This window comes from Corallococcus sp. AB038B (assembly GCF_003668955.1).
Classification (GTDB): domain Bacteria; phylum Myxococcota; class Myxococcia; order Myxococcales; family Myxococcaceae; genus Corallococcus; species Corallococcus exiguus.
Map to the genome: position 1 here is coordinate 251952 of NZ_RAWO01000005.1, position 13615 is coordinate 265566.

6 protein-coding genes are annotated in these 13615 nt (G+C 72.1%); 1 reads left to right on the top strand and 5 read right to left on the bottom strand.

The window, feature by feature from the left end; genetic code table 11:
- Nucleotides 1–48: 48 nt before the first annotated feature.
- Entirely contained in the window at nucleotides 49–5043 is a 4995-nt protein-coding gene (locus D7Y04_RS46565) for a hypothetical protein (protein WP_121760657.1), read from the bottom strand.
- A 6-nt stretch (nucleotides 5044–5049) separates the two neighbouring features.
- Nucleotides 5050–6006 carry a hypothetical protein gene (locus D7Y04_RS22475; protein ID WP_121760658.1) on the bottom strand — a complete coding sequence of 319 codons (957 nt, stop codon included), beginning with the start codon at nucleotides 6004–6006 and terminating at the stop codon, nucleotides 5050–5052.
- Here D7Y04_RS22475 and D7Y04_RS44090 point away from each other — a divergent pair.
- Nucleotides 5987–6505, top strand: coding sequence for a hypothetical protein (locus tag D7Y04_RS44090; RefSeq protein ID WP_147477177.1), 519 nt, complete (start codon nucleotides 5987–5989; stop codon nucleotides 6503–6505). The two genes, D7Y04_RS22475 and D7Y04_RS44090, sit on opposite strands and share 20 nt — an antisense overlap.
- On the opposite strand, the gene D7Y04_RS22480 is transcribed toward D7Y04_RS44090, so the two are convergent.
- From D7Y04_RS22480 to D7Y04_RS22490, 3 genes are all read right to left on the bottom strand, one after another.
- Nucleotides 6423–9059, bottom strand: coding sequence for a hypothetical protein (locus D7Y04_RS22480; protein ID WP_121760659.1), 2637 nt, complete (start codon nucleotides 9057–9059; stop codon nucleotides 6423–6425). The genes D7Y04_RS44090 and D7Y04_RS22480 overlap by 83 nt on opposite strands.
- Nucleotides 9056–12244, bottom strand: coding sequence for a poly-gamma-glutamate biosynthesis protein PgsC/CapC (locus tag D7Y04_RS22485; RefSeq protein ID WP_121760660.1), 3189 nt, complete (start codon nucleotides 12242–12244; stop codon nucleotides 9056–9058). The genes D7Y04_RS22480 and D7Y04_RS22485 overlap by 4 nt, the downstream gene beginning before the upstream one ends.
- Nucleotides 12245–12464: 220 nt before the next feature.
- Entirely contained in the window at nucleotides 12465–13478 is a 1014-nt protein-coding gene (locus D7Y04_RS22490) for an aldo/keto reductase (RefSeq protein ID WP_199749721.1), read from the bottom strand.
- Between the last annotated feature and the right edge of the window lie 137 nt (nucleotides 13479–13615).

The following is a 13615-nucleotide window of genomic DNA, read 5'->3' on the forward strand; positions in this document are numbered from 1 at the left end:
GCCCGGCCCCCCCAGGCCCGCGTTCGGATCACGACAGCTCACGGACCCTCAAGGCTGCAAACGTCGTTCATCGAGCAGCTCTTCGAACTCCTCCTCGGTGGGGGTGACGTCCTGCAACCCACGTCCACCTGTCCAATCCCACCGCGCTCCGAGTGAAAACATGTTCTGCATCCCGTACGGGCCGGAGAGGAAGGCGCGGTCTTCCGCGAAGAGCATCAGCCGGTTGCCGCCCTTGCCCATCCACACGTTCCAGTCCAGGCGGCCCGACACGCGGTGGCGCAGGTACGCCGTGGCGCGGTGATCATCCTGGAAGCGCTGCGACGCGCCGTAGCCCAGCTCCACGCGCGTGCCTTGGAGCTTGCCGCCCAGCATCGCCGCCCAGCTCGCGTAGGCGCCCGCGTTGTCCATTGTGTAGAAGTTCGCGTTGGTCACGGCGGACATGCCCAGCGTGGCCACGTGGTCCTGGAAGGGCTGCCAGCGCAATGACAGCCGGGGCGACAGGCGCCTCGGGTGGTCCTTGCCGTAGAGCCAGTAGACGTTCTGGTCGTAGCGCGTGGCGTCCACCGCGCTGCCGCCCTGCATGGACTCCAGCGTCAGGCCCAGGCCGGGGATGAGGCCCACGTCCGGGGACAGGCGCACGTAGCGGTCCGCCGCCACGCGGCCTCGCGCGCTCCAGCGCATCGCGCCGTCGATGGACTGCGAGAACACGGAGCCCTGCATGGACAGGCGCAGGTCGCCGGGCAGCTGATTCACATAGCCGGCCACGGTGCCGCCGAACACGGCGCTCCGGTTCAGCGGGTAGCGCGCCTCGGGCGTGAAGCGCAGCCACGCGCGGCCCGGGGACAGCTCTCGGCGCAGGGACAGGCGGACCTCCAGGCCCGTCTGGAGCGGGCGGTTGAGCAGCTCGCCTTCCTGCACGTCCTCGCTGCGATAGCCCATCTCCGCGGACACCATGCCCAGGCCGCCGGTGCGCGCTTCCGGAGGCATGCCTTCCGGCAGCAGCGACAGGCTGGGCGGCAGCGCGGGCCAGGGCAGCGGCTCCAGGCCCGTGGTGCCCTGGGCCCACGATGAGGCCGCGAGCGCGCTCGGATCCGAGGCGACACCCAGTTGCACCTGCACCAGGGCTTCCCCGGTGGGCGACTCCAGGCTCACGCGGTGCGGACCGCGCGAGGGCAGCAGCAGCCACGTCTCGCCCATGCGGCCCAGCGGTTGGGACGCGCCCTGGAGGCCGGGGTCGGCGTCCTCGGGCAGGCCCAGGTGCATGAGCGGACCTTCCTCCGCGCTGGAGCCGCCGGTGCCGTCACCCGAGGGCAGCGGCGTGCTGCGCAGGAGCAATTCGCGGCCCGCGGTGGGGGCCAGGGCGGTGGCGCGCACGCGCAGCGCGGTGGGGCCCAGCACGGTCATCACCACCGGCGCGCCCGGACGGCTGCGCAGGAGGGAGAGGGGCTGCGGGGCGGCCACGACGCGGGCGTTGGTGCTGGCTTCCTCCGACTCCACGAAGCGCACGAGGCCCGTCTGCTGCGTGTCGGCGCGTGCCATCACCACTTCCACCTGGTGGCGGCCGGGGATGTCCAGGCGCGTGCCCAGGATGGCGGTTTCACCCTCGGCGACCTGGAGCTCGCGCACCACGCGGCCGTCCACGCGGAGCGCGAAGGCGCAGGTGCCAGCGGTGTCCACGCCCGGACGCGGGGTGGTGCCGCAGAGGACCTCCGCGCCCAGGGGCCGGGGCTGCTTCACCACCAGGCTCATCACTCGCGAGGCTCCGGCGGGCAGCAGCTTCGCCTCCGACAGCTTCCACGGGGGCGCGAGCAACGCCTTGCGCACGGACATGGCGACGTCCTCGTCGTCCGTGCCGGCCTCCGACGTGGCGACGAGCGAGCCCGCCGTTTCCTCCGCGTCGCGCAGGCCTTCCCAGCGCGTCCATCGGCCCGCGGTGAATCGCATGCGGCGGACATCCGGATGATCCGCCCACGACTGGAGCTGGCTCGCGAGCGCCGCGCCCAGGGGCGCACCGCCGTCCTTCCACGCCTGCGGTGAGTCCTGCAGACGCTCCAACATGCCGAGCGCTTCCAGCCCCACCTGCGGCAGGCCCGTCTCGCGGTACAGCGCCGCCATGGCCAGCGCGCCCGCCGCGTCCTCACCGGAGGCCGACAGCAATCGAGCACGGAGGTAGCGGCCCGCGAGGCTCTTGTCTCCCGCCACCGCAGTGAGCGCCGCGTCCGTGTGGCCTTCGCGAGCCTGCGCGCTGAGCGCGGCGAGCTTCGCACCTTCCGTGTCCAGCGCCGGGAACGCAGGGGAAACCAGCGTGGGCTGGGTGATGGCCTGCGTGAAGCGCACCGTGCGTGGAGCCGTCTGTGACAGGCGGTCCATCAGCGCGAGCAGGCGCCGCTGCTGCTCCGGCGTCAGCTTCGCCTGCGCGTCCAGCAGCCGGCCCACGTCCGCGCGGGCGAAGCCGTCCTCCTGCAGGGACGAAAGCAGCTCGGCGCGCGCGAGGCGCGGCTCCACGTCATCGGGCCCCGTGCGCAGCGCGCGGGAGAGTGCCTGGAGCGTCTCGTACGCCGTTCCTGCCTGCGGCTGCTGCGGCAGGGCAGGGGACTCCTCGGACGTGGCCACCTCCGCGCGGCGCACCGCCAGTGAGACGGCGAGTTGCGCCTTCGGATCCTCGGGCTCGAACCACACCTCGCGCGCCTGCGCGGGCAGCGTCACCACCGCGGACACAGGCGCGGACGACGTGCCCTTCGCGCCTTCCAGCGCCACGTGGCGCGGGCTGGCGGCGGTGGGCATCAGCACCAGCCGACGCGGATGGCCCACGTCCGTGTTCATGCGCACCACGATTGGCTTGCCTGCGGTGGCATTCAACGGGCGGAGTTGCACGCGCACTGGCGAGGGCAGCTTCGCGTCCGGCACCCGGAAGCGCACCGCTTTCTTCTCCACCTTCACCGGCCACTGCGAGCGCACGTAGCCCACTTCGCCCGGCGTCCCCTCCGCCTTCGCGGGCGCGAGCGACAGGAACGCACGCGTGCCCTCCACGCCCTCCAGCTTCAGCGCGTGCTCACCCGGCGGCAGGGCAATCTCCACCGGCTCCACCGCCGACAGCGGCAGCAGCGGGAAGGCGTTGCTCCCCACTCGCAGCACCGGGTTCGCCTTCGCGCCTGGCGGCGTCATCACGTAGGCGCGCAGCAGGGTAGGGGCCTCCGCGAGCCCCGTGGCCTGCACGTGCGTGGTGCCACCCGCGGCGAGCGGCCACAGCGCGCTGCCCGTCATCGACGCGTCGGCCTCCATGCCCTGAAGGTCCAGCCAGTGCGAGGCCTTCACCTCGGTCCCATCGTCGCGGGGCGCGGGCGTCACCTGCGACCAGCGGCTCGCTCGCCACCACGCGGCGCGGTAGCTCCGGCGGATGTCCTCCGACAGCGGATCCGCGCGCCACGCCAGCTCCAGCGCGGCCAACTCGCGGCTGCGCAGCGGATCCCCCAGCGGCAGACGGGCCACCAACTCCGATGCCTCGGCGGTGAGGAAGCCCGCGTCCGGCAGCGCGGGCGCGGTGCCCAGGAGCGCGTGCGCCACGTCCGGCTTGTTCGCGTCCAGGAGCTTCTTCGCGGTGAGCAGCCGCAGGTGCCACGCGAGCGGCGACGCATCCGCGCCCTTCAGTGTCTCCACCGCCACGTCCGTGTCGCCGTCACCCAGGGCGGCCATCACGGTCAGCAGCGGCGACAGTCCCTCCGTCTTGATGCGTCCGTACGTGCCGCGCGCCAGGTCCGGCATCAGCGCCACCAGCTTCTGGCGGAGCAGCGACGGGCGGGCGGCGGGGTCCTGCTTCACCACCTCCCACGCCTTCTCCGCCAGCTCCGTCCAGTGCGTCTGGTGCGACAGCGCCTCGGACAGCGTGGGACGGCGCGTGGCGACTCGCGCACGCATCAGCGGCGCGGGGCCCTTCCAGCTCACGCGGTAGTTGTGCTTGCCCGGAGGCAGCGCCACGCGCAGCTCCTCCGCGATGCCCACGCGCTCACCCGACGCGAGCACCCGCGCGGTGCGCCCGTCCGGCAGCGCCGCGCCTTCGGACGCCTCCGCCCACGCGGGCTGCGGCGTGAGCTGCGCCTGCGCGAGCACCCCGCCCACGCCGTACACCTCCACCGTCGGTGCCTCGGCGGGCGAGCCATTGCCCAGCACGGCGCGCGCCTCCAGTGACAGCACGCCCGGGCCTTCCATCTCCAACGCCCAGACCGAGCCCTTTCCCTCCGGGCGGACCCAGGGCGCGTCCATTCCCTCCAGCACCACCTCCGTGCCGGTGGGACGCGGGCGCTCCACGCGCACCGCCTGGCCGTAGAGCGGTGACACCAGCGCCCACTCGCGCAATGCGGACGCCTTGCGCCAATCGCGCACCGCGGTCCGGAAGGGCGAGGACTCGGGCTGGTCCTTCACGAGCTCCGCTTCCAATGCCGCGTCCACATCCATCCGCGCTCGCGTGGCCGCGTCGAATGCCAGTGCCGGGCGCGGCCCCTTGCCGTCCACCCACTTGAGGAGCGCGTCACGCATCCGCTCCTCGGTGCGCGCCGTGGACGTCTGCGTGGGCCGCTCCACTACGATGCGAGCGTTCTTCGTCGCCGTGACCCACCAGATGCTGCCGGCGCCCATGGGCTCCGCCAGGTACCAGCGGCCCGGACGCTCCGACACGCCCTCTTCCTCCACGCGTAGCTCGGGCGCTTCTCCGCCCTCAGACAGCGGCACGCGGGTGAAGCGCAGCGCCCCGGCGGGGCCGGTGACGCGCACCACGTCCAGCGGGCCCAGCCACACGGCCGCGCCCTTCTGTGCCGTGATTTCCATCGCGCCCGTCACCTGCGGCACGCCGCCCGGTACGTAGGGCGCCTGGCCCCGGAGGTCATCCAGTGCCACCGGCCCCCGGATGGAGCGCGGCTGCCAGGTCATGCCCTCCTCGCTGCGGGCGATGACGGACGGCTGGGAGACGGTGGGCTGCGCGATGACGGGCAGCGCCGCGAGCGCTCCCACGAGCAGGGTGTAACGGGCGCGGCGTCGAACAGGAAACATCGGCGCTCAGTCCTCCAAGGGTGCGAACAGAATCTGGGCCAGCCGGTCCAGACGCGCCGGGTTCGCCAGCGCTTTGCGCGTACGGGATGACATTTCCAGGTGCAGGAAGCGGGCTTGCGGATAGGACTGGAGCAGACGTGCCTGCGCGTTCTGTGTCCCTCCGAGCACCTGCACCCCGTCCGGGAACAGCTTCACTCCAGGGCCGAGCGCCTCCTCCAGCGGTGTGGCCACCTGCCGGGCCCACCGCCCGGGCTTGCGCGTCCCGTCGCTGAGCACCGCCGCCAGCTTCTCCGTGCGGCCCTTCTGGACCTTGGTCTCGCCGAAGCCGTGCAGCTGCACCACGCGCGGAGCGGAGAGGTTGCGCGCGGCCAGGTCCGTCACGGTCTGGAAGAGATGCTCCGGGTTGTGCGCGACGTCTGCGGGGTGCTCCGGATCCTCGGGCGTCTCACCGGGCGTGCCCTTGTAGCGGTGCGCGGTGGCGGTCATGAACAGGCGCGGTGCTCGGCCCTCGGGTGGGCAGACGAAGAGGGCGGAGCCGATGTCCTCCGTCCCGATGTCGAAGTAGGGGTGCGGCACCTGCACCACGTCGTTCGTCGCTTCGCCCGTGCGGATCACATACGCGCCCGCGCCGTGGTAGCGGTCCGGCCGCTCCCGCAGCACCCAGAAGGTGTCGCGCGGCGTGGTCCACGTCTCCAGGAAGAAGCCCACGGACGCGGCCACGTTCGTCAGCTCCGGGGGCACGTCCTTCTGCTTCGGCGCGGCGGTCAGCAACGCGGGGATGAGCTTCGCGAACGCGGTCCGCTCCTCCAGCGTGGTGGGGTGGAACGTCACGGCGTCCGCGCGGGGCCACAGCCCGGAGAAGCGCGCGTCCACGCGGCACCCCGACTGCTCGGGCACGTTCACGGATGGATCCTCCTGGGGCACGCGCTCTGGAGCAGGCCGCGTGGAGCCCTTCGCGCGCATCCCGCGAGGAGCGTCCTGCTTCGAGGCCGTTGAGCCTGTCGTGCCGCTCGCGGTGTTCGCGGCGTTCGACACTGTCGCCGCGCTTGGTTCTGTCGCGGCGTTCGACGCTGTCGCATCGCTCGATACCGTCGCCGCACTCGGTGTCGTCGCAGCGCTCGGTGCCGTCGCATCGCTCGATACCGTCGCCGCACTCGGTGTCGTCGCCGCACTCGGTGCCGTCGCGGCGCTCGGTGCCGTCGCCGCGCTCGGTGCCGTCGCCGCACTCGGTGCCGTCGCGGCGCTCGGTGCCGTCGCAGCGCTCGGTGCCGTCGCGGCGCTCGGACCAGTCTGGGCGTGGGCGCTCGCCCCAGCGCCCAGCACCGACACGACTCCCGCTGCCACGAGCGGGCGCCACGACCCGGTCCTCCCGAGGAACCTCACAACATGTCCTCGTCGGGCTGCCAGCCGCCCCGGTTCCACATGCGCGGCGCGGTGTTCTCCACCGCCTGGCCGAACATGAAGAACCGCGCCCACATGGGGCCGTTGCCCAGCGACTGGATGCGCACGGTGTGCACGCCCGGCGCGATGTCCTCGCCCAGCGTCACCGGCACGGTGCGCGCGTACCACTTCACGCCCGGGCGGCCCACCGGCATGGCCGGTTCGCGCTCGGAGGCCGGCAGCACCACGGTGCGCTCGGCGCGCGTGACGTGCGGCACCAACACACTGGCGCGGCGCACGGGATTTCCGCCATCCACCGTCACGGACAGCTGGGGCTCGGTCGCGCCGTCCGCCACTGGCGTGTAGACGACCACGTTGAGCGTGACCGAGCCGGGACCCGTCTTGCGCACCGGCACGCGCAGCCCTCCCTGGCTCACCGGATACACCGTGCGCGAGCGCAGACCGCTGCCCGCCGCCGGAGGCCGGTTGAGCAGCGCCGTCAGCCCCGGCGCCGTGGAACGCAGCAACACCTCATGCTCACCCGGCGGCAGCGGCGGCAGCAGCTCGCGTGCCCGCGTGGAGCGCACGGTGAAGCGGTGCAGCGGCTCGCCGTCGAGCAACACCTCCACCTCGTTGCCCAGCGCCGCCGCGTCCTTCAGCGACAGGCGCACCTCCGGACGGGTGGGCGTGCGCGCATCGAAGCGTGCCCTCACCGCGCGGCCCGGCTCCAGCACCGTGGACAGCGCCCTCACCATGTCCACCGTGTCCGCCGGTCCGGACTCGAGCACCTCCACCACCGAGGGCGAGCCATACGGACGCACCACCACCGCGTCACCCGTCGGCGGAGACCGCTCCTCCTCGGGACCCACGGGCTCCAGGCGCACCTGGCTGAGCAGCTCCATGCGCGCGCCGCCCTGCATCAGCGCGTTCATGTTCGCCGGACGCATCGGGTGCCACGCGCGCTGATCCACGGGCGCGTTGCGCCAGCGCACGCCGGTGAGCGCATCGTTCGTGTACGGCGTGGACACCGCGATGGGCTGACCGCTGGACAGGAAGCTGTAGAGCTGCACGATGGTCGTGCGCGGCGCCTCCACGCGCAGCTTGCGCGCCCCCATCGGCAGGAACACCCGAGCGCTCGTCGCGCCCGACACCCACGCTGGCAGGTCCGTCACTTCTCCAGAGCCCGCGGAGCCCGCGTCCTGGGCCACCGTCGCCACAGGCGTGCAGGGCAGCGCGCCGCCCGGCAGCGGCACCAGGGCCGCGCTCTCGAACGGCGCGGGCTCCGGCGTCGCGTCCAGCGAGGCCTGTCCCAGGGACTGGCCCTGCGCATCCAACACCGTGAGGCTCAGGTGCAGCGGCTCGCGCGAGGGCGCGCGGTCCAGCGAGCGCGCATCGATGCGCACCAGCCGCCCCACCGCGTCCATGCGCGGATCGATGTCCAGCTCCAGCACCGGGCACGCCGGGCCGGTGGCGAAAGCCTCCGTGCGGCGCGTGTCCGGCAGGAAGGCCACGCGGCCCTCCGACGCGACGCCCGGCTGGGGACGCGACTCGGCGGGCAGCAGCCACGACTCGAACGGGCCCTCCACCGTGTAGCGCAGGTCCTCCTGGCCGTCGTTTCGCACCATCACCGTGTGCACGCCCTCCGGCAGCTCCAGCGGATGCGACATGGGCGAACCCGCCACGGGGCCCGGTAGCTCCATCGTGTGGGCCGTGCCGTCCGCGGAGAGCGTCTGCACCGTCACGGGGCCGTGCGGCTGTGCCTTCGCGTCCGTCGCGTCGCTCCACAGCCACAGCACCGGCTTCGCGGGCCCGGTGACGTTGAGGGCCACGGCGCGGCCCGCGCCCAGGCGCTCCTGCACGGACTCGGTGGCCTCCACCAGTGGCAGCCGGTACGGGGTGCGGTAGACGGGCTCAATCTGGTAGTCGGTGCCCGCCTCGCCCTCCGCGTTGAGGCGCTCCCAGTGCTCCTCGGCGAGCCAGCGGCGCGTATCGGAGGAGAGCTTCTCGAAGGGCTCGAAGGTGGCACGCCCGGCGCGCACCTCCGCGCGGGCCTGGGCCAGCTTCTGCGACGCGAGCAGCGGCAGCGTGCGGTGTGCGCGCACGTAGACGCGCGCCAGCAGCGTGTCGTTCGCGCCCGCGGCCCGCAGGTACAGCACGGAGTAGTCGGGCCGCTCCTTGGGCAGTCGGAGCACGAACTCGCGCTCGTCCGTCACCTGTTGATCCGCGTGCGTGGTGAAGGCGCTCTCCGCCAGGAACGTGCCGTCCTCCTGCGGCTGGCCCTTGCTCTGGCGCGTGCGCGTGAAGATGGAGCGCTCCAGCAGGACGCCGTCCGGCCCGCGCAGGATGGCCTTGAGGCCGTACTGGTACTGCTTCTCCGGCGCGTACGGCGAGCCGTCCGGAAGCAGCTCGTGCGTGACGATGAGCAGTTCCTCGGCCTCCGCGGGGACGCGCACGCGCATCTCCCGGCCTGGCTCCAGGCGATAGAAGATGAGGCGCTCGGCGTTGACGAACTTCGCGTCGCGCCGCGCGGTGGGCGTATCGGTATTGCCCAGCACGGCGAGGCTCGCGCCCCAGATGAGGGCCAGGCCCACCATCAGTCCAAGGAGCGCCACGAGGGCGCGGCTGCGGGTCTTCATCGACGGGCCTCTTCGCGGGAGACTTCCCCGGTCAGCACCACCGGACGGCGGTGCCGCAGCGCCAGGTCCACCGTGCTCGCGAGCTCCGCGTCACCCGCGGTCAGCTCCGCGCGCTTCGCCGGCGACGGGTGCTGCTGAAGGAAATAGATGGCACGCAGCACCTGCTTGCCCTGCCGCGCTTCCACCAGGAGGAAGGGCAGGCCGTATTCGGCGCTGAAGCCGGACTTCACCTGACGCGTCACATTGCCCACGCGCTTCGTCTCCGCCAGCGCGCGGAGGTCATGCACGTTCTGCTGTGAGACGTAGCGCTCCGCGCTCGCGGTCAGCTCCGCGAAGTGCTGCTTCAGCGCGGCGGACACCGGCTGCGTCGGCGCCACCAAACGGTCCGCCAGCAGCGCGCGCTCGGGAGACTCGCGCGGCTCCTCGGGCAACAGGCCCGTGATGGCCAGCTCCTCCGCCACGAGCCGGGGGCCCACGAAGGCACCGCGCAGCGGCTCGGACAGCCACAGCGTGGCCAGCCGCGCCCCGCCGAAGGTGCGGGAGAAGACCTGCTGCGGGCTCGCGTCGTTGAGGCCCGTCAGCTCCGGTGAGCCGTCGTGGTAGCGCACGCGCTGCCCCAGCCAGCCCAGCGGGCCCTCTTGCGACAACAGTCGCTCCAGGTCCGCGGGCCGCTGCGCTTCGGTGAGCACCGGGCTGCCCACGTCCACCAGCACGTCCGCTTCCACGGCCGGCCGGCCGGAGAAGCCGCGCAGGTGCAGCACCCAGCCCTGTTCCTTCGGCAGCGCGCGGTGCACCGCCTGGTGGAACGCCTGGAAGCTTGTGCGCAGCTCGCCGAAGGTGGCGGGGTGGGGCAGGTCACCGGACGCGGTGGCGAACACCAGCGCGGTGGAACGCGACTCGTGCCACAGCTCCGCGGCCACCGGCAGCGTGCCCGCCTCGCGAGCCGGCGACGGCACCTCCAGCGCGAGCGGAGCACCGCCCGGACGCACCATCAATCCCGCGCCCAGCCGGCCCGGAGTTTCTTCCGCGTCCGTCACCCACCAGCATCCGCTGGCCGCACTCGCGCACTCCGTCACCGGGTGCACCCGCAGGCCCATCAGCGCCGCCATGGCACCGGCCCAGCGCGCGCGCAGCTCCCGCGGCACGTCCGCCGTCCCACCGCCCAACAGCGGCGAGGCCACCTGCTGCTCAAGTACCAGCAGCTCCGCGTCCGACGGCCGCACCGCCGGCACGCGCGCCACCTCCGGCGTCACCATCAGCGTGCCCAGCGCGTCGCGCTCCGTCATCGGCGCGGCCAGCGCCTGGGCGTGCGCAATCACCAGCGAGGCCAGGTCCGCCGCGCCCGCGCGCAGCACGCTCACGCGCGACTCACCCCAGTTGCCGCCAGGCTCGGGCGGAGGATTGGCCGTCACCGTCGCGCCCGGCCACAGCATGTCCAGGCCCTGCGGCGCCTTTCCGTCCGGCGTGTGCAGTACCACCTGGCCCGGCTTCAGCGACGGATCCACGCGCAGCTGCACCCGCTCTCGCGAGGACAGCGCGTCGTGCGCGTGGCGCAGCGGCGTCTCCGACTGCGCCAGCGCATCACCCAGCACCAGGCCCGCGCGGCGGGAATCCACGCCGCTCACGATGATGGCGCGGCAGTTCACACGCTCGCACAGGAGCGCGGCGGCCTCGGCGCTCGGCGCCTCCGTCAAGGGACGCGGCACCTCCAGCACCGGCCCCTGCGCACCGGGGACGAGCAGCGACGTGTCCCAGCCCGCCTTGCCGGCGCCCTCTACGCGCTCCACCAGCGCGAAGCGCGCGGGCATGCCGTCCTGCTTCGGCAGCTCGCGAAGCTCCAGCCCCAGCGCCACCGCCTTCGTGCGCAGCGCGCTCATGTTCTCCGCGCGGCCCGACTCCAGCCACGCGTCCAGTCCGTTCCACAGCCCGCTGTATTCGCGCAGGTCGCCGTGCTTCAGCCGCAGCGACTGCCCGCCCACGTCGCTTTCGCGCGCGGTGGCGCGGCCCAGCACCATCAGGCCCAGCGGAGACTGGTCCAGACCCAGCCCGGGCACGTGGTCGCGCGGCGCCTCCGCGGTGAGCGCGGTGGCCGGACGCGGTTCGATGAGCGACAGCCCGAAGCCCGCGAGGCTGCCGATGAGGAAGCCCGCCAGCGACGTGTGCAGCGTGGGCAGCAGCACGCGGGCAATCACCTGCTTCTGCAGCATCTTCACCGCCAGCAGCGTGGGCACCAGGTAGCCGAAGCCGAACAGGTCCGTGACCTTGAGGCCCGGGATGCGGCCGCCCATGGCCCAGCCGATGCCCCACTTCACGAGGAAGCCCAGACAGAAGACGAGCACCGTCTTGCGCGGGCCCTCCAGGTTGAGCGTGCGCAGCCCCGGCACGGACAGCACCGCCTTCGCGGCCACGACCAGCAGGAGTACTTCCGCCATCGTGGCCACGAGCTTCAACGGCTCCAGCCACGTGAGCGCCAGCAGCGCGGGCACGAGGATGCCGTTGAAGTCCCAGCCGTACTTGAGGTTGAAGCGCGCGGCGAGGAACGCCGTCGTCAGCAGGATGATGTAGGCCTTGGGGCTGGACAGGAAGTCCTGCGCCACGTCCTCGTACATCAGCTCCAGGCTGGAGAAGGACAGGTTGGTGCCGGGCAGCAGCACGAAGCGGAGGATGACGTACGTGAGCGCCACCGGCACCGCCACCTGCCACAGCCCGCGGCGCAGCTTCAGCTTCCAGAAGGCATTCGCGGTGAGCGGCACCAGCACCAGGCCGATGCTGTGCAGGCTGCGGTCGACGATGAAGGACGTGCCCCACCGCTCGTCCATCCAGTGCCCCAGCACGGGCAGGAGCCACGTCTCGCTGACCGCGCGCACCACCACGCTGGCGAGCACCACGGCGAAGAAGCGGTCTCGGCCGAAGAACTCGCTCCAGGCCCCCGTGCGGGACAGTCCGCTGGAGAACGCCAGCGCCAGGCCGTACGTGAGCAGCGACTCGGCGACAACGGTGCAGCCCGCCTCCGGGTGGATGACGAACACCGAGGCCAGGTAGCCGGGAACCACGAGGCCCACGAACACCCACCCGAGCGTCTCCGTGAGGAGCGCCAGGATGAGCACGCCTACGAGCACCGCCACCAGGATGGAAGTGTCGAGGGAGTAGGCCGGGAAGAGTGTCAGGGTCGAAAGGAGCGCCATGGTGGCCGCTCGAATCTAGGGAGGCTCCCGGACCCGACCAGGGTTGCCCCTCTCGGTGGATGAGAAGCGTCGGCTGTCCAACCGAAAATTCGGGCCTTCAGTGTCACTGAATGCCCAGCCCCGGACACTGGTAGCGGACCCATGTACGGATCAGTCCGCCTGATTCACACGACGAGCAGCCGCTTGGCACGGCATGTGCGGACGTCTCCCGCGAGACACTTCACGGCCGGACCGGGGGCGCCTCCACTCCCGAGAAGACCTGCACCTGTTCCGGGAGCCGGGCGCCGCGGACCTCGACCGCCGACACGGCGCCGTTCAGCTCGGCGAGTTCGGACGGCGTGAAACGCACACCCGCCGCACCGATGTTCTCAAGCATGTGCGCCATCTGCGTCGTTCCCGGAATGGGGACGATCCAGGGCTTCTGCGCCATCAGCCAGGCCAGCGCGATCTGGGCCGGCGTGGCTCGCTTCTGTTCGGCCCAGCGCTTCACCAGGTCGACGAGTTCCAGGTTGTGCGACAGGTTCTCAGGAGAGAAGCGGGACTCGACGCCGCGAATGTCGCCCGGAGCAAAGCGCGTCTTCGTGTCGATGGCCCCTGTAAGGAACCCCACGCCGAGCGGACTCCACGGCACGAAACCGATGCCCAGCTCCTGGCAGAGCGGGAGGACCGCCTCTTCGGGGCCACGCCACAACATCGAGTACTCGCTCTGCACGGCGCTCACGGACAGCGCGGCATGCGCGCGGCGCAGCGTGCTCAACCCCATCTCGGACAGGCCCCAGTGCAGGACCTTGCCCTGGGCCATGAGCTCCTTGACCGCCCCGGCGACGTCCTCGATGGGGACCCCCGGGTCGACCCGGTGCTGGTAGAGCAAGTCGATGCGGTCGGTGCGAAGGCGCTTGAGCATGCCCTCGACGGCCATCTTGATGTGATCCGGGCGACTGTTGAGCCCCGGGCGGCGCTCGCCGGTCTCCAGGTCGATGTTCCATCCGAACTTGGATGCGATGACCACCTTGTTCCGGAACGGCGCGACGCCCTCTCCGAGGATGCGTTCGACCTCGTGCGGACCGTATGCCTCGGCCGCGTCGAAGAAGGTGACGCCCCGGTCGAAGGCGGTCCGGATGATGTTGAGCATCTCGGGCCGGCTTGGGACCGTGGTCTGGTACGTCCGGCTCATGTTCTGGACGCCGAGCCCGACGCTGGAGACCTCCAGCTTGCCCAGCTTCCTCCGCCCCATCGCTGTCTCGGCAGACGTCCTGCGCGATACCGCCGGCTTAGCGGAAGCGTTCGCGGTCGCACCGCCCAGGAGCGGCGTCGCGGCCAGGGCTCCCGTCGACAGCATGAAGAAGCGGCGCCCCATCTTGTGATTGCGTT